General features: G+C 65.6%; 18 protein-coding genes. 10 read left to right on the forward strand and 8 right to left on the reverse strand.

What is annotated here, in order from left to right:
• Positions 1 to 41: 41 nt before the first annotated feature.
• Positions 42 to 1,418, reverse strand: a complete 1,377-nt coding sequence (gene cycA / locus Y887_RS11650; protein ID WP_046964490.1) for a D-serine/D-alanine/glycine transporter — start codon at positions 1,416 to 1,418, stop codon at positions 42 to 44.
• Between the two features lie 556 nt (positions 1,419 to 1,974).
• On the opposite strand from cycA, the gene Y887_RS11665 reads away from it, so the two are divergent.
• On the forward strand, positions 1,975 to 3,747 hold the full coding sequence (locus Y887_RS11665; RefSeq protein WP_046964493.1) for an expansin EXLX1 family cellulose-binding protein: 1,773 nt from the start codon (positions 1,975 to 1,977) through the stop codon (positions 3,745 to 3,747).
• 411 nt (positions 3,748 to 4,158) lie between these two features.
• Here the strand turns inward: Y887_RS11665 and Y887_RS11670 are convergent, their stop codons facing one another.
• Positions 4,159 to 4,371 carry a hypothetical protein gene (locus Y887_RS11670; RefSeq protein ID WP_046964494.1) on the reverse strand — a complete coding sequence of 71 codons (213 nt, stop codon included), beginning with the start codon at positions 4,369 to 4,371 and terminating at the stop codon, positions 4,159 to 4,161.
• A 295-nt stretch (positions 4,372 to 4,666) separates the two neighbouring features.
• Here Y887_RS11670 and Y887_RS11675 point away from each other — a divergent pair, with 295 nt between their 5' ends.
• Positions 4,667 to 5,437, forward strand: coding sequence for a transporter substrate-binding domain-containing protein (locus tag Y887_RS11675; protein WP_046964495.1), 771 nt, complete (start codon positions 4,667 to 4,669; stop codon positions 5,435 to 5,437).
• A gap of 124 nt (positions 5,438 to 5,561) precedes the next feature.
• Here Y887_RS11675 and Y887_RS11680 read toward each other — a convergent pair whose 3' ends face one another.
• Positions 5,562 to 6,437 carry a DMT family transporter gene (locus tag Y887_RS11680; RefSeq protein WP_046964496.1) on the reverse strand — a complete coding sequence of 292 codons (876 nt, stop codon included), beginning with the start codon at positions 6,435 to 6,437 and terminating at the stop codon, positions 5,562 to 5,564.
• Between the two features lie 436 nt (positions 6,438 to 6,873).
• Here Y887_RS11680 and Y887_RS11685 point away from each other — a divergent pair, with 436 nt between their 5' ends.
• Together Y887_RS11685 and Y887_RS11690 are read left to right on the forward strand one after the other, a co-directional pair.
• Positions 6,874 to 7,725 carry a class I SAM-dependent methyltransferase gene (locus Y887_RS11685; RefSeq protein ID WP_046964497.1) on the forward strand — a complete coding sequence of 284 codons (852 nt, stop codon included), beginning with the start codon at positions 6,874 to 6,876 and terminating at the stop codon, positions 7,723 to 7,725.
• 65 nt (positions 7,726 to 7,790) lie between these two features.
• Positions 7,791 to 8,324: a hypothetical protein gene (locus tag Y887_RS11690; RefSeq protein WP_046964498.1), complete on the forward strand. Its 534-nt coding sequence runs from the start codon at positions 7,791 to 7,793 to the stop codon at positions 8,322 to 8,324.
• A gap of 147 nt (positions 8,325 to 8,471) precedes the next feature.
• Here the strand turns inward: Y887_RS11690 and Y887_RS19050 are convergent, their stop codons facing one another.
• Complete coding sequence (locus Y887_RS19050; protein WP_084726013.1) at positions 8,472 to 8,792, reverse strand: hypothetical protein; 321 nt, start codon at positions 8,790 to 8,792, stop codon at positions 8,472 to 8,474.
• A 306-nt stretch (positions 8,793 to 9,098) separates the two neighbouring features.
• On the opposite strand from Y887_RS19050, the gene Y887_RS11700 reads away from it, so the two are divergent.
• Positions 9,099 to 9,644, forward strand: a complete 546-nt coding sequence (locus tag Y887_RS11700; RefSeq protein ID WP_046964499.1) for a hypothetical protein — start codon at positions 9,099 to 9,101, stop codon at positions 9,642 to 9,644.
• Between the two features lie 189 nt (positions 9,645 to 9,833).
• On the opposite strand, the gene Y887_RS11705 is transcribed toward Y887_RS11700, so the two are convergent.
• On the reverse strand, positions 9,834 to 11,702 hold the full coding sequence (locus Y887_RS11705) for a diguanylate cyclase domain-containing protein (RefSeq protein ID WP_425445644.1): 1,869 nt from the start codon (positions 11,700 to 11,702) through the stop codon (positions 9,834 to 9,836).
• Positions 11,703 to 12,359: 657 nt separating this feature from the next.
• On the opposite strand from Y887_RS11705, the gene Y887_RS11710 reads away from it, so the two are divergent.
• On the forward strand, positions 12,360 to 13,418 hold the full coding sequence (locus Y887_RS11710) for a DUF1615 domain-containing protein (protein WP_181113348.1): 1,059 nt from the start codon (positions 12,360 to 12,362) through the stop codon (positions 13,416 to 13,418).
• A 50-nt stretch (positions 13,419 to 13,468) separates the two neighbouring features.
• Here Y887_RS11710 and Y887_RS11715 read toward each other — a convergent pair whose 3' ends face one another.
• Positions 13,469 to 14,902, reverse strand: coding sequence for a GAD-like domain-containing protein (locus Y887_RS11715; protein WP_046964501.1), 1,434 nt, complete (start codon positions 14,900 to 14,902; stop codon positions 13,469 to 13,471).
• A gap of 388 nt (positions 14,903 to 15,290) precedes the next feature.
• Here Y887_RS11715 and Y887_RS11720 point away from each other — a divergent pair, with 388 nt between their 5' ends.
• Complete coding sequence (locus Y887_RS11720) at positions 15,291 to 17,615, forward strand: S9 family peptidase (RefSeq protein ID WP_046964502.1); 2,325 nt, start codon at positions 15,291 to 15,293, stop codon at positions 17,613 to 17,615.
• Between the two features lie 258 nt (positions 17,616 to 17,873).
• The gene (locus Y887_RS11725; protein ID WP_046964503.1) at positions 17,874 to 19,142 is read left to right on the forward strand and encodes a VWA domain-containing protein; all 1,269 of its coding nucleotides are present in this window, start codon (positions 17,874 to 17,876) and stop codon (positions 19,140 to 19,142) included.
• Positions 19,143 to 19,199: 57 nt separating this feature from the next.
• On the opposite strand, the gene Y887_RS11730 is transcribed toward Y887_RS11725, so the two are convergent.
• Both Y887_RS11730 and Y887_RS11735 read right to left on the reverse strand, forming a co-directional pair.
• Positions 19,200 to 21,155: an alpha/beta hydrolase family protein gene (locus tag Y887_RS11730; RefSeq protein ID WP_046964504.1), complete on the reverse strand. Its 1,956-nt coding sequence runs from the start codon at positions 21,153 to 21,155 to the stop codon at positions 19,200 to 19,202.
• A 194-nt stretch (positions 21,156 to 21,349) separates the two neighbouring features.
• Positions 21,350 to 21,685, reverse strand: a complete 336-nt coding sequence (locus tag Y887_RS11735; protein WP_084726014.1) for a DUF3817 domain-containing protein — start codon at positions 21,683 to 21,685, stop codon at positions 21,350 to 21,352.
• 173 nt (positions 21,686 to 21,858) lie between these two features.
• Between Y887_RS11735 and Y887_RS11740 the strand changes: the two genes are divergently transcribed.
• Both Y887_RS11740 and Y887_RS11745 read left to right on the forward strand, forming a co-directional pair.
• Positions 21,859 to 22,494, forward strand: a complete 636-nt coding sequence (locus tag Y887_RS11740; RefSeq protein WP_046964521.1) for a YiiX/YebB-like N1pC/P60 family cysteine hydrolase — start codon at positions 21,859 to 21,861, stop codon at positions 22,492 to 22,494.
• 274 nt (positions 22,495 to 22,768) lie between these two features.
• Positions 22,769 to 23,707 carry an alpha/beta hydrolase gene (locus tag Y887_RS11745; RefSeq protein ID WP_046964506.1) on the forward strand — a complete coding sequence of 313 codons (939 nt, stop codon included), beginning with the start codon at positions 22,769 to 22,771 and terminating at the stop codon, positions 23,705 to 23,707.
• The last annotated feature ends 359 nt before the right edge of the window (positions 23,708 to 24,066 follow it).

The raw sequence follows: 24,066 nt of genomic DNA on the forward strand, positions 1-24,066 counted from the left end.
CCGCACTGCGGGGCCTTCGTGATACCGCAACGTTGCAGCAGTCAACCTGCGCGCGTCTGACCACGCTTCACGGCATAGCCGATCGTCAGGATCAGGAACCACACCGGGCTGGCCAGCAAGGCCTGACGCGTGTCGGCCTGCAGGGTCAGCAGGACGATGACGAAGGCGAAGAACGCCAGGCACACGTAGCACATCAACACGCCACCGGGCATCTTGAACGCCGATGCCGCGTGCTGCTCGGGCCGCTTGCGCCGGTACGCGATGTAGGCGCACAGGATCAGCGACCACACGAACATGAAGAGCACCGCCGACAACGTCGTGACCAGCGTAAATGCGGTGACCAGATTGGGAATCAGATAGACCAGCATCGCGCCCAGCAACAAGCATACGCAGGAGAACAGCAGCCCTCGCGCCGGCACCGCTGCACGCGAGAGCTTGGCGAAGCCCTTCGGCGCATGCTGTTCTTCGGCCAAACCGTAGAGCATGCGGCTGGTGGAGAAAATGCCGCTATTGGCCGAGGAGGTGGCCGAGGTCAGCACCACGAAGTTGATCAAACTCGCCGCCGCCGGCACGCCGGCCAGCACGAACAACTCCACGAACGGGCTCTTGTCGGCCACTACCTGCCGCCACGGCGTGACCGCCATGATCGCCACCAACGCCAGCACGTAGAAGATCAGGATGCGGACCGGAATCGAGTTGATCGCCTTGGGCAGATTGCGGCGCGGGTCGGCGGTTTCCGCCGCAGTGGTGCCGACCAGCTCGATACCGACAAAGGCGAATACCGCGATCTGGAAACCGGCGAAGAACCCGCCAATGCCCATCGGGAACATGCCGCCGTCGTTCCACAGATTGCTCAGCGAGGCCACGTTGCCCGACGGCGAGCGGAAGCCCCACGCCACCAGACCGGCACCGGTGACGATCAACGCACAGATGGCGATGATCTTGATCAGCGCAAACCAGAATTCCATCTCGCCGAACAGTTTCACCGTCACCAGATTCAGTGCCAGCAGCAACAGCACGCACAAAATCGCCGGAATCCACGGCGCCAGGCCCGGAAACCAGAATTGCGCATACGCGGCGATGGCAATCACATCGGCAATGGCGGTGATGATCCAGCAGAACCAGTACGTCCATCCACAGAAAAACCCGGCCCATGGCCCGAGCAGGTCGGTGGAGAAATCGATGAACGACTTGTAGTCCAGGTTGGACAGCAGCAGCTCGCCCATCGCGCGCATCACGAAGAACAGCATCGCGCCGATGATGAGGTAGACGAACAGGATCGACGGCCCGGCCAGGCTGATGGTCTTGCCCGAGCCCATGAACAACCCGGTGCCGATCGCCCCGCCGATCGCAATCAACTGCAGGTGACGATTGGACAGGCTGCGTTGCAACTGATCGGGTGCGGACGGATCGGACATGGGCACGGCACCGGCAAGTGAACAAGCCGTCAAAAATACGAGATCGCGCCCGCCGGCACCAGCGTTTGATGCAGATGCCGTGCGCAGGGACGAAGTCGCGACAGCAGGGGGAGCTCCCGCCCCAACATGGTGCGCTGATCGTCACCGTCACGCGGCCATCGGCCGATCGCCATCTGCGAGTCCATCGGTTGGTCAGGCCTGCTGCGTTGCGCTTGCCAGCGGCACGCTTGGATCCAGGCACGCGCGGCGTCCGTGGCACTGGAGTGCACCGCGACTGCAGTGCGCTGCCAGCCCATCTGTCCACCGACTGTCATCCACGCAGTGCAGCGTGTGGTGTCATGCACTGACCAGCAGCCAGCCGTACACGCGCCATCCGGGACGACTATGCCGCGCCAGATGACATTCGTGCGGCATCTCGCACAAACCGCGATCCCCATTCCAGTGCGGCAGTCTGCTCACGCTGCTGCGCACACTCCCGCCCGCTTCCTTGACTGCGCGCACGGACCGCATTGGGCAATCGCTGGTCTGCTGCACAGCCGCCACCCAGGAGACTTCCATGCAATCGCGCCCCCGTCTATTGCTCGCCCTCGCGCTGCTCGCCCCCGTGACCGCACTGGCGGTGCAAGTCGATCCGCAGGGCCGACTCGTCGATGCGCAAGGTCAGACACTGCAGATTCGCGGGGTGACCTGGCCCGGCTTCGATCGCGCTGCGCTGGCCGCTGCCGGCTTGCGCGACAGCACGCTGGCGCAGGTGCTGGATCAGATGCAGGCTGCCGATATCAATACCGTGCGTGTGCCGGTGTGCGCAGCGGCGCTGCAAGCCACGCCAGTGGCGGCGGCAGAGGTTGCCGGCGACCCGGCATTGCGTGGGCTAGATGCATCGCAGCTGCTCGATGCGGTGGTGCGTGCCGCCACCGGACGCGGGCTGCAGGTGATGTTCGCGTTTGCCGATGGCCGCTGCGATGGCAGTGCACCGCAACTGGGCACGCAGCAACAGACATGGATGCGTGGTCTGACCGGCCTGGCGTATCGCTACCGCGACACCGCGGGTGTCATCGGCATCGACCTTGGCAGCAGCGGTTACCGCAATGCCAGTTGGGCAGGCAATGCCGCAGAGGCGGACTGGAATCGCATCGCATCGCGTGCGGCCGCCAGCGTGCTCGCCCAGGCACCACGCTGGGTGGTGGGCGTGGAAGGCGTCGGCAGCAACGCGGTGTGCAGCGACCCTGCACACAAGGCGGCCGGCAGCAATCTGCAGCCGCTGGCCTGCGCGCCGCTGCGTATCGCAGCGCGACACCTGGTGTTGATGCCGAAGCTGGCCGGCCCGGATCGCGATACGGTCGACGCGTTTGCAGCGCCGGACTTTGCGCAGCGGTTGCCTGCCAGCTGGCAACGCGACTTCGGACAATTTGCGCGCGACCACGCCGTGGTCCCGGTCAGCATCGGGGGCGGACTGGGCGATGGCGATCCGCGCGACCCGGCATGGCAAGCCGCGCTGAGCACCTATCTTGCCGACACCGGATTGCGCAGCGCGGTGCTCGGCAGCTGGGAGGTGGGCAACGCGAACAATGGCGGCCTGCTGGCGCGCGATGGCAACCCGCGCGCCGACAAGCTGCAGGTGCTGCACCAGGCCTGGGGCATTGCTCCGGCAGCCCCTGTCGCCGCATCTGCAACCAGTGCCGGCGCAAAGGACGTCGGCAAGGCCACCACCTGGAACAGCACCTTCACCGGCACCGCGACGTATACCGGCTCCGGGTATTCCGGCGGCGCGCTGCTGCTGGATCCAATTCCGAGCACCGCCTTCATCACCGCCCTCAACCCGACGCAGCTGAACTTCGGCGGCGTCAAGGCCGCAATGGCGGGTGCCTATCTGGAAGTGACCGGCCCCAAGGGCAAGACCACCGTGTATGTCACCGACCTGTATCCGGAAGGGGCTTCCGGGGGGCTGGACCTGTCGCATAACGCGTTCGCGGCGATCGGCGACATGGTGGACGGGCGCATCCCCATCAGCTGGAAGGTCGTGCGCGCACCGGTCACCGGCAATGTGCAGTACCGCATCAAGGAAGGCAGCTCACGTTGGTGGGCGGCCATCCAGGTGCGCAACCACGCCTATCCGGTGGTCAAGTTCGAAGTAAAGCAAGGCAACACCTGGAAGAGCCTGCAGAAGATGGATTACAACCATTTCCTAGGCGAACAACTGGGCAATCAACCGCTGTCCATCCGCATCACCGATATCCGCGGCAAGGCCATCCTCGACACGATTCCGGCACTCTACGAAGACGGCAGCCACCCGGCGTACTTCCAGCCTGGGAGTGTGCAGTTTCCGTGATTTGGGATTCGGGATTCGGGATTCGCAATGGCGTAATGCGTAGCTGGCGTATCGGTCATGCGCAAGCGAGTGACTCAACGCGGTCTACGCCAGTCGAAACGATCAACGCCCCTCTCCAGCCGAGGCGAGGGGCGTTGCTTGCGTCATTCGACCGGCAAGCCCTGAAGTGCCCGCACCGCTGGCGCAGGCCCGAACGCCGAGTGGGATTGTGAGCAAGAGAAAGGCGCGGAGCCTCGGCATGTGCATCGTCGGCCGGAGGCATCCATCTCTTTCACCACGTCGTCTTTCAGGCAATGCGCCTTGAGCCAGTAACGTTGCAGGCAGCGTCGCTGTACGGCAGTCGTCTCCAGACAGGACGCAACCCGTTCGCCTCATGCGAGCAGCATGACTGCACAGCTTGCCACTACGGCCTCACCCGCCGGCAAGACCACCGCCGACACGCCCCGGCAAGGCCTGATCGTCTTCCTCGTCGAGAGTGCCCACCTCATCGCGCAAGCCACCTTGTTGCGGCGACTCCTCGACGGGGATCTCGTCGCCGTTCGTATCCGGATCCGGGGTGCCGTGGACCGACAAGCCTGCCGTAAAGCTGGTCATCGGGCGTGCAATGTGTGGAGTTGAGTACATGGCGAGTCCGTGCGTGCGAGTGATGCGGCGACGCTAGGCCGGATGGCGCTACCGGGCTGTGAGCCGGACGGCGGGAGCCGTAACGCCATGTTGACGCCGCTCGGCAACGGGGGCGCGGTGGCAACGCGTGGCGCACGCAGCGCCGCCTGGCCTATCGTCCATGGCAACACCGCTGTCACCGACAGCACGCAGCGCACCGGCACGGAGGCACCGCCTGCCACCGGCTGCGTCGCAGCGGTCCAGCGCAACCTTCCCGACCATCGCTATCATGCGTCCTCATCCTCGAGGCCATGCCATGCGCTGTCGCATCCTGCTCGCACTTCTGCTGACCGGTGGTACCGCGCACGCTGCCACGCCGGTGTCGCGGCTGGATGCAGTGCTGCACGCCGGCGTCTTGCGTGTGTGCACCACCGGCGACTATCGCCCCTATAGCTTAGTGCGCGCCGACGGCAGCTTTGAAGGCAGCGATATCGCGCTGGCGCAATCGCTGGCCGATAGTCTCGGGGTACGGACCAGTTTTGTGCACACCAGCTGGCCGCAGCTGCTGCCCGACCTGCTGGCCGACCGGTGCGAGATTGCCGTTGGCGGCATTTCGGTGACCTTGCAACGGCAGCGCCAGGCCAGCTTCAGCGCGGTGCTGGATGTGGACGGCAAGATCCCGCTGGTGCGCTGCGCCGACCAGGCACGCTACCGCAGCGTTGCCCAGCTCAATCGCCCCGACGTGCACGTGATCGAACCGCCGGGCGGCACCAACGAGGCCTTCGCACGGCGCGAATTGCCGCGCGCGCAGCTGCGCCTGTTTGCCGACAACACCACCATCTTTCAGGAGCTGCTGGACCAACGCGCCGATGTCATGATCACCGACGCGTCCGAAGCGCTCTACCAGCAGGCACGACTTCCCGGCCTATGCGCCATCGCTCCCGAGCAACCGTTGCAATACAGCGAAAAGGCCTTCCTGCTTCCACGCGACGACACCGCATGGAAAGCCTATGTGGACCAGTGGCTGCACCTGAGCAAGGCCAGCGGCGAGTATGTTCGTCTTGTCGAGACCTGGCGTAGGCCTTGATTCGGGATTCGGGATTCGGGATTCGGGATTCGGAAGAGTGCTGTTTCGACGTGTCGCGATGCGCATGATGCTGTTGCGAATCCCGAATCCCGAATCCCCATTCCCGCGGCGCGCCGCGCCGCCCTCACACAATCTTGGTTCGCCGCCACCAGCGCGATACCTGTTCTTCGCGGATCAAGGTAAACAGGCCGGCGCCCAGGATCAGCGCAATTCCCACGCCCATCGGCCAGTCCAGATGGTCATGGAACAGCAGGTAGCCGAACGCGATCGCCCACAACATCTGGCTGTATTGCGTGGGGGCCACCACACTGACCGGCGCCAGCCGCGTGGCGTACATCATGCAAATGGCCGCCAACCCCGCAAGCAGGCCGTAACCGGCCAGCAGGCCCCATTGGTAAAGCGACGGCCAGACGAAACTCGGCAGCATCAGGATGCCGCCCATCACCAACGGCCCGATCACGCCGGCCCCGTACAGCGTCAAGCGTTTTTCGCTATGCCCGGCCATACGCAGGGCGATCACCGAGATCGCACCGACCAGACCGCACACGATCGCCGCCACATGACCATGGGTGAGATGCCGAAACCCGGGGCGCAGCACGATCAGCACACCGATGAAGCCGACGATGACTGCGGTCCAGCGCCGCCAGCGTACTTCCTCTTTCAGAAACACCACCGACAGCACGGTGACGAAGATCGGCATCAGGAAGATCAGCGCAAACGCTTCGGCCATCGGCAAGGTGGTGAAGGCGATCACCGAGGTGAGATTACCGATGGCGCCGGTGAGCGCGCGCAGCAGCCACAATGCCGGCTGCTTGGCCATGACCAGTTCGCGCAGCTGGTCGTCGGGCTTCTTCAGGAACGGCACCGCCAACAGCATCAGCAAGGCGCCGAGAAACAGCACCTCGTAGACGGGCAGCGTCCCTTCGAGCAGCTTGACGAAGGCATCGCTGATCGAATAGGCCGCATAACACGCAAAACCGAGCAGCACACCTTTGAGCATCACGCGCCTCGTGCATTCGATGACGCCCCACGCGGAAGGAGCGCGGGGAACGCAGCCATTATGCAGTGTGCGTGCGGCCTGCTGGCCGTGTGATCGCGCCACTTCGCCCCAACGTGTCCATGCCAGGTCGTGCGAGGACGCCTGCCTTCAGCGCCTGGCCGCGAACCGTCGCCAGGCGTGCAGGGTGCATGCGCGAGACCGTCGGTGACCGAACCTGGGCGGAGCTTGCGCAAGGGCCGGCAGCCGCGGGGGCCTTGCGCGCCATCCCCGTCGTCGCAGACCAGATCCCCTCACACGTGCGCAGGCACTGCGCGCACGTAGCGCCGTTCTCCGGCCAGCGCCAGCAAACGCTGCGATGTCTCGCGCATGCATCACCACGTTTTTAACTCGTCGCCTCGTCGGTTACGATGCCGCGAAGCTCTTCCTCTGCGACCACGTGACCCACTACTCCGGACCGTTGCTCACCCTTCCCGATGCCCAGGCGCTGCTGGCCGCACGCAGCGCCGGCCTTGCCGCGTGGACCGGGTCGCTGGATCTGGGCCGCGGCAGCGATACCGTGCAGCTCGACGCACAGACATGGCAGTGGCGGGGCATGGGCTTTCCCTATCCGGGCAAGCTCAAGGACCGCACGGTGTATTTCTGGGGGGGCGACGATTTTGCGCCGATCTCGCGCTTCGGCAGTGCGCTGATCAAGCTGGTACCGACCGAATGGGGCGCGCCCACCTTCGAGATCGATGGGATCAAGATGCTGCCGTCTGCACAGATCTCGCCGTTCGAAGATGCGCGCCGCAAGGTGGCGCTGGTGAACCCACGCGGCAAGATCGTGCTGGACACCTGCGGCGGCCTGGGCTATTTCGCGGCCTGTGCGCTGGAAGACGGCGTGGCACAGTTGCTCTCCTTCGAAAAGAACGCCGACGTCCTGTGGCTGCGCACCCTCAACCCGTGGTCGCCGAATCCGGAGGCGGCCGATGCCGGCGGGCGCCTGCACCTCACCCATGCCGACGTATCGCAGCAGATCGCCACGCTGGCGGACGATTCGGTCGACGCCATCCTGCATGACCCGCCACGTTTCGGTATCGCCGGCGAGCTGTATTCGCAGGTGTTCTACGACCAACTGGCGCGCGTCTTGCGCCGCGGCGGGCGGCTGTTTCATTACACCGGCGCACCCAACAAGCTCACCAGCGGCCGCGATGTGCCCAATGAAGTGGCCAAGCGCCTGATCAAGGCCGGCTTCACCGCCCAGCTCGCGCTGGATGGTGTGCTCGCCACGCTGCCTGTGCGGCGCTAGTTTTCTGGCCCGGCAATGCCGCCGCGCGATCTGCGATACTGCATCGCCCTCGACACGGACGTTACATGCGCACGCATCTGGCCACTTTCTCCTTCGCCGCGTTGTTGATGGCGCTGTGCGCCCCTGCACGCGCGCAGACCGCGCCGGCACAGCCCATGTCGGAAGTCACCACCCGGTACCCGGTGACCACCGCAACGCTGGGCGGGCGCCTGATCCGGCTGGGCGAACGCGATGGCAACTGCGCGGTCTTGCGCGACAACGAGGTGCTGCCACTGGGCGTGCACGCCCCTTGTTACTTCAGCATCAACCGCGAGCACGGCGCGCAGGTGCATCACTTCAATGGCAGCGACATCGTGCTGGTGCAGCATGCGCATCCCACCGCGCACGCAGATTGGGACGTCGCCCGCTATGGGCCGATCTGCGCGTTCGAATCGCAATCGGTGCGCGAGGTCGACGGGGTGCTGGAGCCCGGCACCGTTGCCAGCTCCTGGCATTGCGATCCCACGGCAGGCGCCGACCAGAAGCAGTTCGTCTATAGCTACGACACCTGGCCCAAACGCGACGCGCAACGACCTGCGCGCAGGCAACGCACGCCCTAGGGCGCGCCCCTGCATGCGCGAAAGCGCACCTGCCGCGTTGGGTCCTTGCGCTGGTTGCCAGCGCCTCTCAGTGCAGCCAGGCCTGCGACGCATCGGCGAACGCACTCCCTCAGGCGCAGGCGGCGATCGCGCGGATGGCCGTAGCGCTCAGCGGCGTGTGCGGCGAGACGAGGTCCACTCGGCACAAGCGAACCAGACGATGAGGGCCAACAGCGTGCAAGTCAGTGCGGCATCCCAGCCGATGGAAATCCAGAACCGCTGCGTGTCGCTATGGGCATCGAAGATCCTGGCCGGGCGACCGCGGATGACGCTGACATAGCGCTGTCTGGAGATCGCCTCCAGCAGCAGCCATAGCCGCCCGCCACACGCGATCGCCACGGCCAGCACCACCGCGCGCACCAACCATGTCTGGAGGGTGGAGCGCGCACGCGTGTGCGCCGGTGGCGAGACAGTGCGAGGCTTTTTCACCCGGGTGTCCAGACGTTGCGGGGCGCGCAGTGTACGTGAGCGATCACGCGCGCCGCAGGCGTTGATGGTTGTCTGCGCGGATCGAAGGCGAATGCGCCGCCACTGAGCTGGTGTTGCAAGGCGCATGGACAAGGCGTGCAGCTATACTGCCGGCGCAGCGTACGCAACTGCGTGCGAGGAAGGCTTCACGCTGCATTCGTCTCAAGGAAGATGGCCTGCACAACGCGATGCCGATGTCCGGACGCTTCCTTGAGTTCCTGCGGGTTTGCCACTCGATGGCAACCGCGTTGTATCAAGGATCTCACTTTGAAGACGTTCACCACCCTGTTGCTGGTCTCCCTCAGCCTGTTGCTCCCGGCGTGCGGAGGCGGCGTCACGTCCGGCGCATCCAAGCTGTCTTCCAGCGATTACCTGCTGCACAACGTGTCGGTCTGGAACGGCGCCGTGACCATCATCGACCCGTGGGTGTCGGGCGAGCGCGGGCAGAACCTGATCGCCGATGCCGTCGCGCACAAACCGCTGGGCGGCTACAAGACTGCGCTGGGCAGCCAGCGCAAGGCATTGGCGGCCAATACGCAGGCCAATACCGCGATGGCCTCGGGCGTGCCGGACAACGCCAAGGACCTGGACACCAAACTGTCGGCCTATCTCAAGAGCGCCGATACGATGATGGCCGCGCTGGAACGCGTCGCCTCCTTGCCCGACGGCTACACCAACGCCGAACTGGAGCCATTGGCCAAGGATCTGGAATCGGTCTCCAACCAGCTCAACACCGACATGGAAGCCTTGAATACCGCCCAGCGCGCGTATTCCACCGAGCACAAGATTCCGCTGCAGGAAGCCCGCCAGTAACACCTGCGGCCATCGTTCGCCCGCGCAGGCCATGCTTGCCTCTGCGGGCGAACGACGTGGCAACGGGCCGGTCCCGGTCGGTGGAGTGATGCGCAGACCGTCGGGCACGAACGCCGGCCGCGTGCAGCACGCACCGAGCGCATCGCGCCTGCAGCGCCAGTCACACGCTGCCCGTCGCATGTCACGGGCTCAGCACACCGCCCATTGATCGCGCCCTGCCGTCTTGGCGGCGTACAGCGCCAGATCGGCCTGGCTCAACAGCACGTCCAGTCCTGCCGCCGGGGTCACGCTCACCGCGCCCAGGCAGAAGCGCACCGGCCGCTGTGCGGGCAAGCCGGGGATCTCGATCGCCGCCACCGCATTGCGCAACCGGGCAAACACCGCCGGAATTTCGTCCGCACTGCAGCCCGGCAGCACCAGCAGGAATTCCTCGCCGCCCAGTCGGCCCAGGCGATCGTGCGCGCGCAACGCCAGCAGCGAGGCACTGGCCAGCGCCTTGAGCACCGCATCGCCACTGGCATGGCCGTGCACATCGTTGATCAGCTTGAAGTGATCCAGGTCGATCAAGGCCAGCATGCAGGGCGTCTGGGTGCGCAAGGCATGGTCGATCTGTTGCTGCGCCTCGGCGCGAATGGCGCGGCGGTTGGGCAGGCCGGTGAGTTCGTCGCGCATGGCCAGCCGCGAGAGTTGCCGGCGATGGCGTGCGACAAATGCCAGCACGATCAGCGCACCCACCAGCAGCAGGCAGGCGGCGCAGAGCGCGATCCACAAGGCGCGCTGGCCGGCTTCGCGTGCCTCCAGCGCAAGCTGCGCGGTCTCGCTGCGACGGCGCAACTCGGCGTTTTCCGCTTCGCGCCGGGCGTCTTCATAGCGCGCCTGCAGCCGCAGCATCACCGTATCGCGCTGGCGGTCCAGGTTCTGCGCGCGCAGCGCGTTGGCGCGCTGCAGCTGCTGGTAGGCCTCGGCATGGCGCCCTTCCACCGCCAACGCCTGGGCGATGGCATCGACCAGCTCCGCACGCCCGCTCAAGCTCAGGTTCGGGTCGTCGGCCGCCTCCGCTGCGACGATCGCGCTGCCGAGGCTGGGCGATTTCAGTGCGGTCAAGGCCTGCAACAGGATCGCGTGGCAGGCGGCCACCCGGCCGATGTTTCCCTGCGCCTGCATCAAGGGCAGCGCCTCGCGCGCCATGGCCAGCGCTGCGGCCGCATCGCCGGTCTTGATCAAGGCTTCGCTGGTGCTGGTCAGCGCTGCGGCCACGCCGGCCTGATCGCCCAGCGCGCGGCTGAGCGCCAGCGCGCGCCGGAAGTGCAGCAATGCGGCGGACGGTTGCTGCAGTGCCAGCGCGCTGCCGTATTCGTATTCGATCAGGCTGCGCTGAAAGCGTGCCGGTTGGCCGTGCAGCCGCGCCAGGGCGCGTTGCAGGTAATCCTGGGCATCGTTGTCGTCGACCACCCGGCCTGCGACGCGGCTGGCCAGCGACCCCAGCTGGGTCAGGCCATCCAGCTCCAGGCCCAACAGGTGTTCGCGCGCGGCGCATTGGTAACTGGTCTGCGCTGCACTCCAGGCCTCGTCGCTGCTACCGGAGGCCAGCATGCTCCACATGTCGACCGCTTCGATCTCGCACAACAGATCGCTGCGCCCCAGCGCGCGCGCCTGCTGACGCAGGCCGTTCAGCCGCGCCACCATGCTGCGATTGGGATTTTCGCGCACGTCGCTGAGCGCCTGCACGATGTCCAGCCATAGCCGCGCCTGCGCCGCATTGCCATGCAGCTGGTCCAGCAGGCCGTGGGCCTGGGTGAGCGCGGCCTGGCGCGCATCGCTGTCTTCCAGCGAGATCAGCACGCGCGCCTGCGCCAGCAGCGCCCAGAACTGCGCATCGCGGTCGCCATCGGCGCGGGCCTGTTGCAACGCATGCTGGGCGATCCGCAACGCCTGCATCGGGTCGTCGAGCGTGGCCGACTCGATGGTCTTCCAGGGCTGCGGCTGCGCCCAGGCCGTAGCGCTCACCAACAGCAACAGGCAGGCAGCGAGCAGGCGGCGCCAGGCGATCGCAGGCATGCTCAGCGCCCCCTCACTGCGCGGGAGGGCCACACCGCATGCACACGCTTGCCACCGCACTGCACCTGACCTGGCCGGGACTGGCTGTTTGCTGCGGCATCTGAAGGCACTCCCGTGGTCGGACAGCGGTGGAATCGCGCGAGCTGCGCGGCAATGCGCGCGCTCGATGGCAGACGGCTGCAAGGATGACCTGCGGAAACGGCCGAGGCCCTGACACGCTTTCATGGTCGAGCCCGTTATCGGCCGGAATGCGCAAGTCTTGAATCGGGTGGATGAAGCGGTTGGGCGCGCCGGGCTGTCTGCATGCGGGGCAGCAGGCCTTCGACGCCCTGGACGCGGCGGCTTTGCGGAGCTGCGGTGGACGACGCTTGCCCGTGTCGCCGTGCTCTCCGGTGCTGCGTGGCGTGTAGCGGAGGCCGGTCATGTGCGGTTGATCGATGCGGGCTTGCCGCAGCACCGAGCGCAGCGGCGCATCGGGCGCCAGGGCCAGGCCACCGCCGTATCGCCACGATCGCGATGCGCGCGGCGCAAACCTGCCTTGCGCGACAGCCCATGACAGACGCCACGGCGCAGCCACGTAAACTTCGGCACGGCAGCTGCCGCCCCCGATCGTCTGGAGACGCCGTGACCTTGTCCCTGCACCGCCTGCTCACCCTGATGGCCGTCGCGCTGCTGTCGGCCTGCGCCACCCAGGCGCCGCGCGCGCCGCAGCGCTCGCCGGAGGCGGCCAAGGCCGATATCGCACGGCGCCTGCCGGCCAGCCTGCCAGACCGCGCGGGCTGGGCCAACGATGTCTACGTCGCGCTGTCGTCGCAGGCATTGGACACCAGCGCCGATCACATCTGTGCCGTGCTGGCGGTGACCGAGCAGGAATCGACCTACCAGGCCAATCCCGCGGTGCCCAACCTGGGCAAGATCTCGCGCGCAGAGATCGACCGCCGCGCCAGCGCGCACCACATCCCGGCCTTCATGGTCGATGCCGCCCTGCGCATCCCCTCGCCGGATGGCCGCAGCTACGCCGCCCGTATCGCCGCGGCGCGCACCGAGCAGGAACTGAGCCGCATCTTCGAAGACTTCACCGGCAGCGTGCCGCTGGGTGCGCGCCTGTTCGACGGACTCAACCCGGTGCACACCGCCGGGCCGATGCAGGTGAGCATCGCCTTTGCCGAACAGCATGCCGCGCGCTATCCGTATCCGCCCGACAGCTCGATCCGCCACGAGGTGTTCAGCCGCCGCGGCGGGCTGTGGTTCGGCACCACCCATCTGCTGGGTTACCCCGCCAGCTACGACGCGCTGCTGTATCGCTTCGCCGATTTCAATGCCGGTTGGTACGCCAGCCGCAATGCCGCCTTCCAGGCCGCGCTGAGCAAGGCCAGCGGCATCGCGCTGACCCTGGACGGCGACCTGCTGACACCGGGTGCCAGCCTGGATGCGCCCGGCGGCACCGAACGCGCCGCACGCGCCCTGGGCAGCCAGCTGGCGATGAGCGACCGGCAGCTACGCCGCGCCCTGGAAGCCGGCAACTCTGCCGATTTCGAAGACACCGCGCTGTATCGCCAGGTCTTCGCGCTGGCCGAGCGTAGTGCCGGCAAGCCGCTGCCGCGCGCGGTGCTGCCCGGCATCACGCTGGAAAGCCCCAAGATCACCCGCACCCTCACCACCGCCTGGTTCGCGCAACGCGTGAACGAGCGCTGGAAGCGCTGCATGGGCAAGTAAGCGACTGGCTTGCCGCGCTGCGAGCATTGCCTGCGCTGCGCATCGCCATCTCATTCCCCGCTCAGGCGACTGGTCAACACATCGCCGACAACAGGGCCATGTTCCACCTTGCCATCGCTGCCGCGTTGATAGTTGATGCCGACCCGACACGCGGCAGGGTGCATCTCCCAGACCCAGCCATACAGGGCGCGCCCGGTGTCTGGCGGCGAGCGCAGCGGCATGTTCATGCGCAGCCCATCGTCCTGGCCTCGGTCCAATGTGCACATGACGGTGCCGGCGCCGTCGTCTTCAGCATCCGGGTCGACGTCGTCCACATGGGTGATGGTGGCGATGATCGCTTCGGCAGTCACCCGTTGCTGTAACGCGCGTGGAAGATCGGCAAGCGGGGGCGCAGCGCGTCCACCGGAGGGCTCCTCGACAAATGCATCGCCCAACCCCACCTTGCGAAAGTAGTACTCGCTGCGACCCAGCGTTTTCGATCCATCCATGGCCGTTGCCATGTCTGCCAGCTCGTCGACGCGCAGCAGAAACATGTCGGTACCCGAGCGCATGACCACCAGCTGCGCATCGTTGGCATCGCTACCACTGGAGTCGCTGCGCAACCGAATATCGAGCGTCACCTGTTCGTCGCCAATCTCGGTCTGCGTTACCTCGTAGCGGCCCGCATACGCACGCACATCGGTGCGTGCAAGGCTGCGATGATCGATTTTCCAAAACAGCAGGCGATACTGGCCGTTGGGCTCGAGCGCCAGCATGCGATGCCAATCGATATACGACGAAAGGTACACGCCGTGCAGGTCGTTGCCGGACTGTGGCGCGTTGAAGAGGCCCTCGAACATGGAGCGCTGCGCTGCGGGTAGTGCCTCACCATTGGTCGTCGCTGCATCGGCAACGGTTGCAGGGCCGTCGACAGCATCGCGAAGCCGGGTGTGCAGCGCCAACGCATCGACCTTGTCGACCCGCAACATCTGCATCGAAAACATCATCTGATCGATCTCGTAGACCTCGCCCGCCGCGAGCGGGCCGCACGCTTTGCGGGCGGCGGCAAGCAGGTCGGATGGAATCAGGCGATCGCAGGATGCGGCGTCGCACAGGTACTGATTGAAGAAGTCGTCCAGGTTCCAGGTCAGATCGCCAGTCGCTTTCGAGACCGGGTCCAGATAGGCCACGTCTTCGTCGGTGGGAGTGAGCTTGCGGTAGTACACCACTGCGCCGAAAGGGGTGAGCGCGATCGGAATACGCCGTACCGCGTCAGGTGGCGAGACGATCCAGCGATCCAGCACCGGTTGCCATTGCCGGGGGTCGATCAGCGCGAGTTGCATGTCGCCATAGTGCCCCAGTCCTTTTTGGCGCCAGAGTTCAAGCAGGCTGGCAGGCAGCACCGGCGCATAGGCGGCAATCAGGTCCGCCGGGGCAGGCTGCGTCTTGCGCGGCGGGTGCGCCTTGATAAAGGGGGACAGTGCCAAGCGGCGGAACCATGACATCAGACGGCCTCCAGTCAACGTTGCGTGCGTGCAGCAAACCCAGATCGTGCCGCATGGCCCTGTGTGGACGCCGAGAAGCGGAGTTCATGCCGGGACATTCCCGCAGTCAGTGGCTGGCCGATCACCGGCGCGCCTGCGGTCCACGGGTGTGATCTGCCTAGATGGGCATCGCGATCGACGAACCTCTTCGGTCACGCTGCGGCGATGCGCTCGGCAACCGCTCCACCACAGGCCCGCCCCGCGTCGGCCGCCGAAACGCGTGCGGTCCGCCCCGGTCGACAATGGCGCGAGCACGACTTCTGGCAGAGGCACCCGGCCCTCATGGCCGGTAGCATCGGACGGTCGCGCCGACCGTAGTGCGCGCTCCTTTCGTCCCGGAGAGTCTTTCATGCCCACCTCCTTGCCGTTGCGGCAGCTGTTCGTCGCCATCGCCCTGGCCACCCTGCCGGCACTCGCCAGCGCGCAGGCGCCTGCCGTCACCGAGGCCGACTACGCCCGCGCCGAGCGCCTCACCAGCTATCTGGCGCAACCGCTGGTCGATCACCAGGCCACCCGCATCGACTGGCTGGACGCCACCCACGTGGTCTATGTCGACCACGATGCCAAGGGCAACCAGCTGTTGCAGCTGGACACCGCCACCGGCAAGAGCGCGCCGATCTTCAAGCAGTCCGCATTGGTCGCCTCGCTCAACACGCTGCTCAAGACCGGCGACAAGCCGCTCAAGGCCGACACCTTCGCGCCGGCGGTCAAGCGCACCGCCGATGGCCGCTACCGCCTCAACGTGCGCGACACTGCCGTGGTCTGCGATGCGCGTGCGCGTTGCAGCAAGCTGTATGCAAAGGACAAGGCCGAGCCGGGCGTGCTGTCGCCGGACAAGCGCAGCGAAGCCTTCATCCGCAACTGGAACCTGTGGGTGCGCGATCTTGCCAGCGGCCAGGAGACCCAGCTCACCCGCGACGGCGTGGAAAACTTCGGCTACGCCACCGACAACGCCGGCTGGCAGCACAGCGACAACGCCATCGTGGCCTGGTCGCCGGACTCGCGCAAGATCGCCACTTTCCAGCAGGACCAGCGCAAGACCGGCGACATGTACCTGGTCAGCACCAAGCTCGGGCATCCGGAACTGCAGTCGTGGAAATACCCGCTGGCCGGCGACAAGGACGTGACCATGATCGAGCGCGTGGTCATCGACGTACCTACGCGCAGCGTGCTGCGGCTGAAACTGCCGCCCGACCAGCACCGCTCCACCCTGTGCGATGACGTGAGCTGCTCGCCGGGCCTGTGGGACGATGTGAAGTGGGCGCCGGACGGCAAGACGCTGGCCTTCGTCTCCACCTCGCGCTTCCACAAGCAGGCCTGGTTGCGCATTGCCGATGTCGCCACCGGCGACGTGCGCACCGCCTTCGACGAAACCGCCAAGACCTATTACGAAAGCGGCCAGGTCGCCGCCAACTGGGCGTATCTGCCGGCCAGCGACGAGGCAGTGTGGTTTTCCGAACGCAGCGATTGGGGCCAGCTGTATCTCTACGACCTGCGTACCGGCAAACCCAAACATGCCATCACCACGGGCGACGGCAACGTCACCGAGCTGTTGCGCGTGGATCCGGCGACACGCACCGCATGGTTCATGGCGGTAGGCCGTTCGCCAGGGGTGGACCCGTATTACCAGCAGTTGTGGAAGGTGAGCCTGGATGGCGGGGCGCCGGTGTTGCTCACGCCTGAAGTCGCCGATCACAGCGTTGCGCTGTCGCCCGATGGCGCGCGTTTTGTCGACACCTATTCCACCTCGGTCACGCCACCGGTCACGTTGCTGCGCGAGGCCGGCGATGGCCGCACTGTCAGCACGATCGCCACCGCCGATATCACTCGCCTCAAGGCCGCCGGCTGGGTGCCGCCGGAGCCGATCACGGTCAAGGCGCGCGATGGCAAGACCACGCTCTATGGGTTGATGTTCAAGCCCAGCAACTTCGATCCGACGCGCAAGTATCCGGTCATCGATTACGTCTACCCCGGCCCGCAGACCGGCTCGGTCCGTGGCCGCAGTTTCCTCGCCGGCCATGGCGACAATCAATCGCTGGCGGAGCTGGGCTTCATCGTGGTCGCCATCGATGGCATGGGCACGCCGTGGCGCTCCAAGAGCTTCCACGACACCTGGTACGCCAACATGGGCGACAACACCTTGCCCGACCAGGTCGCCGGACTGAAGGAACTGGGGCAGCGCTACCCCTGGATCGATCTGGACCGCGTCGGCATCTGGGGCCATTCCGGCGGCGGCAACGCCTCCACCGGCGCGATGCTGCGCTACCCCGATTTCTTCAAGGTGGCGTGGTCGGAAAGCGGCAACCACGACAACCGCGGCTACGAAGACGACTGGGCGGAGAAGTACCACGGCGACCACATCGTCAACAAGGACGGCACCTCCAACTACGACGACCAGGCCAACGCCAACCACGCCAGCAAGCTCAAGGGCCGGCTGATGCTGGTGCACGGCACCCTGGACGACAACGTACCGCCGTACCTCACCCTGCTGGTGGCCGATGCGTTGATCAAGGCCAACAAGGACTTCGACATGCTGATGCTGCCCAACGCCAAGCACGGCTACGGCGATCTCACCCCGTACGTCACCCGCCGCCGCTGGGACTATTTCGTGCAGTACCTGCTCGGCGCCACCCCGCCGGCGCAGTACCAGATGAAGCCGATGCCCAAGAACTGAGGGAAACGCAGCACACAGGCGCTCTGCCGCAGAAAGCCGCAGAGCGCATTCCCAGCGCACGACACGATCTGCAGGCGGCTCAAGACGTCCGTGCGCGTCTCTCCGGCCCTGTCCGGCGGCCATGCGCCACTTCCTCAAACACCATCCGCAGATACGAGGCCTGCGGTGTGGGGAACGCAGGCGTCCGTCGGGATTCCGCTGTTTCGGTGCAGGCTTAACTTGTAATCTACTCGGCCAACGAACTTCAAAGGAACTGAAATGCAGTTGTCGCAAGGTCAACGCGTCCCACTGTCGACGCTGATCCAGCAGCCCAGGTTCGACTTCGTCACCCAGATCGCCTCCAACCGCACCATCGATTACGTGTGCTTCGGTCTCGACGCGGCCGGCAAGCTCTCCGACGACCGTTACATGGTGTTCTTCAATCAGCCCAGCAGCCCATGCGGCAGTGTCCGCCAGAGTGCGGACGGGCGCTTCGAGCTGTCCCTGGCAAGCCTACCGGCGACGATCGATCGCCTGGTCTTCACCGCCTCCATCGACGGCCCGGGTGTCATGCGCGACATCGACGCCAGCCATTTCAGTCTCCAGGCCGGCGGACAGGAAGCTGCACGTTGCAGCTTCGGCGGCACAAGCTTTGCCGACGAAAAGGCCATCATGGTGGCCGATATTTACCGCAGCAAGGATCAGTGGCGCATCGTCGCCAACCTGCAGGGTTTCAATGCCGGGCTGGATGCGCTGGTGGTCCACTTTGGCGGTGAGGTCTCCGAGCCGCCGACAGCGCCCGCAGCGCCACCCTCAGCCGCGCCGGCGCCGACGCCGGCAGCGAAAGTCTCGCTGGAAAAGCGGGTGGGCGATGTGGCGCCGCAGTTGGTCAGCCTGGCGAAAAAGGCACAGATCAGCCTGGAAAAAGCCAGGCTGACCGACGTGAAGGCACGGGTCGGATTGGTCCTGGATGCGTCCGGGTCGATGAGCGCCCAATACAGCCGCGGCCATGTTCAACAGGTTGTCGATCGCCTCATCCCGCTGGCAGTCCATTTCGATGACGACGGCGCACTGGATTGCTGGGCATTCGGCGCAACTCCATGCCAGCTGTCACCTGTGACGCTGCATAACTTTCCGGGCTATATCGAGCGCGATTGCGGTGGCTGGAAAAAATGGTCACTGGGCCCGCGCATCAACGATGAGCCCAAGGCCATGCGCATGGTGATCGACTACTACAAGCAATCCAAGGACCGCACTCCGGTCTACATCCTGTTCATCAGTGACGGCGGCGTGCATCAGGATCGCGAAATCACCCAGCTGATGAAGGAAGCCGCTGCACTGCCGATTTTCTGGCAGTTTGTCGGCTTGGGTGGCCGTGGCTACGGCATCCTGGAGAAGCTCGATGACATGCGCGGCCGTGTGGTGGACAACTGCAATTTCTTTGCACTGGATCGGCTTGACCAGGTGCCCGAAGAGAAACTCTACGATCTGCTGATGGAAGAGTTTCCCATGTGGCTCAACGCAGCGAAGGCGAAGAACATCCTGTAAGGCAAGGCCTCAGGCCTGGATGACGCCGATCGCCCTGCTGCGTGCGGCAAGCACGGCTCACTTGGCCGTGCTACCGCCAAGCTGCTTGCTCAGGAACGCCAGCAAGCGCGTGTAATACTCGCGCCGATGCGCTTCGGTGTAGAAGCCGTGGCCCTCGTTGGGAAAGTACAGCGACTCCACCGGAACGCCAGCACCCTTCAACGCGCGCTCCATGGCCTTGGTATGTTCGATCGGCGCGCGCTCGTCCTTGCCGCCGGCCGCCAGAAACACCGGCACCTTGATCTGTGGTGCCAGGGTCACCGGCGAGCGCGCAGCCAAGGTGTCGCGTGCGCCCAGCCAATCGACCGTCCAGTTCTTGGCCCAGCGCGCGGAGCGCCCGGTATCGCGCGCCATCATCTCCAGGTCGTAGACGCCCACATAACCGGCCGCGCAGCGATACAGCGCAGGCTCCTTGGCCACCCCCATCAGTGCCGCATATCCGCCGTAGCTGGCGCCATAGATGCACACCCGCGATGCGTCGGCAATGCCTTCGGCGATGGCCCACCGCGTGGCATCGGTGACATCGTCCTGCATGCGTCCACCCCACTCCCTGGCCCCGGCCTGGGTAAATGCATGGCCGTAATTGGCCGAGCCACGGTAGTTGACGCGCAGCACTGCGTAACCGGCTGCCGCCAGCAACTGGGTGTCGTCATCGAACTCCCACTTGTCGAAGATCCCGAACGGGCCGCCATGCGGCATCACGATCAACGGTTGCGGCTTGCCGGCTTGCGCCTGCAAGGGCTGGGTCAGGTAGCCATGCAGCACCAGGCCATCGCGCGCCTGGAAACTCACCTGCCGGGTCGCCGGAACTCCATCGGGCGCAAACCACTCTCTGCGGCTGAACACCCGATCGGCCTTCTTGCTGACCGTGTCGAACAGATAGTAATCCCCGTTGTTGCGATCGCTCCACACATAGACCAGCACCAGGCGGCGATCGCTGGTGGCCGAGGTGATATAGACCGCGTTGCCGTCGAAGGCTTTTTCCAGGCTGCGATACAACCTGGCAGTAGGCGATGTTTCATCGAAGAAGCGGTTGCGCACGCGATCGCTCATGTACGACGCACCGATCGGCGTGGTGCCGTCCAGATCGCGCAGGATGCGGTACGGGTCCACGGTATCGTCGCGCAACAGCGGTGTCGCCTTGCTGGTTGCCGGGTCCCACGCCACCAGCACGTCGGTGCCGGCCGCCTGCTCCACCTGCAGATAGGCGCGGCTGCCATCGGCCGAGAAACCCAGCGGAAACTCGCGCTGCTTGCTGATGGCCGCATCGTTGATCAGCCGCCAGGGCGCGTCGTCGTTGTCGCGGTAATAGAGCTTGCTGACGTTGCTGATGTCCAGGCCGTTGGCAAAGCGGATACGCCCCTGCTGGTCGGTCACAAACCCCGCCCGACGTACCGGCGAGGTGGCCACGGTCGTGCGCCGACCGGTCTGGATGTCCAGCTTGTCGATGCGGACGTTGGGATCGCCCACGAACGGAACTGCCGACACCAGGATGTTGCGCGCGTCGCCCGGCAAGGTATCCAGCATGTAGGTGGCCGGGTCCAGGTCCATCTTCAACTGTGCGCCGTTGATGTCCGGATTGGTGCCGTACGGGCTGGCCAGCAGACGGCCATTCTTGCCGTCGGCATCGATGGCATGCAGTTGCCCGATCGCCACCGGCTCGTCGCGCGAGCCCAGCCGCTGCGCCATCGACACCACGATGCGCTCATCGCTGGCCCACCAGAAATCGTCCACCACGGTGTTGACGCCGCCGGTGACCTTGGCCGTGGCTATCTTGCCCTCGCGCCGCACGATGCCCAGCACGGTGCGATCTTCCAGCGGCATGGTCAGCGCGAAATATGCACCGGACGGCGAAATCTTGATCCGCTCGAACTGATCGCTCTTCAGATACGGCGCCAGATCCACGGTTTCCGGCGCGCCCTGCGCGACTCCCGGGCCCGCAACTCCCCAAACCAGCACACTCAACACGCCCATTGTCCAACAACGCATCTCGCCCCCTACGATCTGTCCTTGTGGGGCGCATGGTGGCAAACGACCGCCGCCGCGTCTACGCGCACGCGATCCCCGCACGTGATCGCAACGCAGAAACTGCACGCACATTGGCTCGCGCGGCGCGCACCGAACCTACTGCGATCCGCGCAGCAAGCGGGCGATCCGCATGCGACGCCTCAAGCTGCCGACGGCGGCCGCTGGCCAAGCAAGCCGATACGCCGGAACCACATTTCCAATGGCACCGTCACCAACGGCGGCAGCGCAGCCAGCAGGCTCAGCGCCCAGGCCCACCACGGCCAGCGCAGCCGCAGCGCGGCGAGCACGCTCACCACCACGTAGAAGAGGAATGCACCGCCGTGCAACCGACCGAACAGCCACACCACCACTTCGGTGGTCTGTGTGCCGTATTTGAGCACCATGCCGAGCAGCAGCCCGGCCCAGGTCACGCCTTCGATCAAGGCGGCAACCGCAAACAGCCGACCCATCGGCGACAACCCAGCAGCAGAACGCATGCAACACTCCAGTGGACACCAAGGATTGCCGCGACGCGATGGCGGCGGCGACGCCCGCTGGCAGCGGCAGTTTACAGGTCGACGACGTCGATGCGTGGCGCTGCAAGCACTCGAGCGGCCCGCTGCCCGGCGCAGCGGGCATGCATCCCGGCGATAATGCCGGCACTGTCGTCCTGAAAGCTCAGACCATGCGCATTGCCCTGCTGTTGTTGCTGCTGATCGCCTTATTGCCCGGCACCGCGCGTGCACTGAGGGTGCACGATGGCGACCTGCTGTTCGTCACCGCGGCACGCACCGGCCTGAGCGGCGCCATCGACGACGCGACCGCCACACAGGGCGAGCTCAGCTTCGACCATGTCGCGCTGGTGGCGCATGCCGGCGATACGCAGGTGGTGCTGCACGCAGACGAACACGGCTCCCGCGAGCAGCCCTTGCAGGCGTTCATCGATGACGCCACCGCCAAGCACCGGCAGATCGTCGCATACCGGCTCACCCCCGAGCATCGCGCTGCCATCTCCGATGCCATTGCGCAGGCGCGCCGCATGCTCGGCAAACCGTACAATCAGACCTACGTGCAGGACGACAACAGCTATTACTGCTCGGACTTCATCGAGCGCGCCTTCCGCGCACATCACGTGTTTGCGCTGCAACCGATGAACTTCAGGAACCTGCAGACCGGTCAGGTATCGCCCTACTGGATCGAGTTCTATCGCAGCAAGGGCATGGCCGTGCCGCAGGGCCTGCCCGGTACCAATCCGAACGACATGGCCAAGGCAGCGGCGTTGCGCGTGGTTGGTCGTCTGAACTGAGCACGTGTACTCGCAGGCTTTCGATGATTCCACGGGCGCTTGGTTCTTCGAGCGTCGAGAACCTGGCAGCGCCCCGTGTGTGCGTTGCCAGGCCAATCGGATGTTCCCGCTTGACTGACATCGTCGATGTCAGCACGCACCCAACGCAACAGAACCGGCACGCGCGGCTCGCTATGCATCTGCGGCCAGCGCTGGTCTGCACCGCTGCGACGGCACCACGCTCCCCCACATGCAGGAGGCTGTATTGAACAAGTTGTTATCGGCAGGATTGGGAATGTTGCTGCTGATTGGCTGCGGCAAGACACCACCGCCAGCGCCAACACCGGCTGCCACAGCGATACCGGCGCCCACAGCGCGGACGCCCACTCTCGCGCCTGGTAGCCAGCGTGGCGATGGCCAACCGTATGAACTGGCCGATACGCAGGTCTGGGATGTGCCCGATCCGGCGACAGGTCGCACCTACCAGGTCTTCGTGGCGCTGCCACGCGGCTATGCAGACAATCCGCAGCGCCGTTACCCGGTGTTGTATGCCACCGATGGCGACTATGCGTTTCCACTGGTCAAGCAGATTGCGCGTCGCTTGAACGGCGAAGGGCCGGCCATCGAGGATTTCATTCTGGTTGGGCTGTCCTACGCAGTCGGCGACGAGCCCATGCCGAGCCGCAGGCGCGATTACACGCCCACCCCGGAGGATGGCCCAACCGCAGCACCGGTTGCCACCCATGGCAAGGGAGCAGACTACATCCGTTACCTACGCGATCGCGTGCTGCCGTTCGTTGCCAACCGTTACCGAACCGACGAACAGCGGCGCCTGTATCTGGGGCATTCGTACGGCGGCCTGCTGGGCACGCAGATCCTGTTGAGCACACCGGAGATGTTCGCCGGCTACATCCTGGGCAGCCCCTCGTACTGGTATGGCGAGCACGCGATGGTGGCGCAGGAGACAACCTTTGCCGCCTCGCATACCGACCTGCCGGCACAGGTGTACATGTACGTCGGCGAGTACGAGCAGGTGCGCTATCACCAGAATCACGACATGGTCGTCGACGCACAGAACATGGCGCAGGCACTGCGCGCGCGACACTATCGATCGTTGCATCTCGCGCTGGAAGTCCTCAATGACGAGGACCACCTGACCATCGGGCCACGCGGCACCACCCACGGCTTGAAGGTCTTGCTCGGGATAAAGGCTCCCGATAGGAGTGCGCAGTGAAACAGTAGGGACTGGCTGCACACAGGGTCCTGACTGCGCTACTGGCACTCGCATCGTCTTCGCTGATGGCCGCAGCGCCGACACTGCCAGGTGCCGGGTTCGAGGTGGAGCGCTATCACATGCAACTGCGCCCGGACCTCTCCACCACCGCGCTCTCCGGTGCACAGCGCAGTCGCCTACGCAGCACGTCCGACCACCTCACCCCGCGCTACCACGCGGCGACGCCGGTGAAGCAGCACCTTTCGTCTGCGCCGGCTGAGGCCCCTACTTCCGGCACATCGCGCAATCACAACAGCGCTTATGCATTTGGTCCATGAGCTCCCCATCCGCGACCCTCGGCACCCTGGTCCGGCATCTGA

The organism is Xanthomonas pisi DSM 18956, assembly GCF_001010415.1.
In the GTDB taxonomy this organism is placed as follows: domain Bacteria; phylum Pseudomonadota; class Gammaproteobacteria; order Xanthomonadales; family Xanthomonadaceae; genus Xanthomonas; species Xanthomonas pisi.

Excerpts from the sequence above, each read along its gene's own strand:
- Y887_RS11665 (WP_046964493.1), top strand. The coding sequence starts at position 1,975 with ATGCAATCGCGCCCCCGTCTATTGCTCGCCCTCGCGCTGCTCGCCCCC.
- Y887_RS11725 (WP_046964503.1), top strand. The coding sequence starts at position 17,874 with ATGCAGTTGTCGCAAGGTCAACGCGTCCCACTGTCGACGCTGATCCAG.
- Y887_RS11745 (WP_046964506.1), top strand. The coding sequence starts at position 22,769 with ATGTTGCTGCTGATTGGCTGCGGCAAGACACCACCGCCAGCGCCAACA.
- Y887_RS11690 (WP_046964498.1), top strand. The coding sequence starts at position 7,791 with ATGCGCACGCATCTGGCCACTTTCTCCTTCGCCGCGTTGTTGATGGCG.
- Y887_RS11675 (WP_046964495.1), top strand. The coding sequence starts at position 4,667 with ATGCGCTGTCGCATCCTGCTCGCACTTCTGCTGACCGGTGGTACCGCG.
- cycA (WP_046964490.1), bottom strand. The coding sequence starts at position 1,418 with ATGTCCGATCCGTCCGCACCCGATCAGTTGCAACGCAGCCTGTCCAAT.
- Y887_RS11720 (WP_046964502.1), top strand. The coding sequence starts at position 15,291 with ATGCCCACCTCCTTGCCGTTGCGGCAGCTGTTCGTCGCCATCGCCCTG.
- Y887_RS11715 (WP_046964501.1), bottom strand. The coding sequence starts at position 14,902 with ATGTCATGGTTCCGCCGCTTGGCACTGTCCCCCTTTATCAAGGCGCAC.
- Y887_RS11730 (WP_046964504.1), bottom strand. The coding sequence starts at position 21,155 with ATGGGCGTGTTGAGTGTGCTGGTTTGGGGAGTTGCGGGCCCGGGAGTC.
- Y887_RS11670 (WP_046964494.1), bottom strand. The coding sequence starts at position 4,371 with ATGTACTCAACTCCACACATTGCACGCCCGATGACCAGCTTTACGGCA.
- Y887_RS11680 (WP_046964496.1), bottom strand. The coding sequence starts at position 6,437 with ATGCTCAAAGGTGTGCTGCTCGGTTTTGCGTGTTATGCGGCCTATTCG.
- Y887_RS11710 (WP_181113348.1), top strand. The coding sequence starts at position 12,360 with ATGGCCGTCGCGCTGCTGTCGGCCTGCGCCACCCAGGCGCCGCGCGCG.
- Y887_RS11705 (WP_425445644.1), bottom strand. The coding sequence starts at position 11,702 with ATGCCTGCGATCGCCTGGCGCCGCCTGCTCGCTGCCTGCCTGTTGCTG.
- Y887_RS11735 (WP_084726014.1), bottom strand. The coding sequence starts at position 21,685 with ATGCGTTCTGCTGCTGGGTTGTCGCCGATGGGTCGGCTGTTTGCGGTT.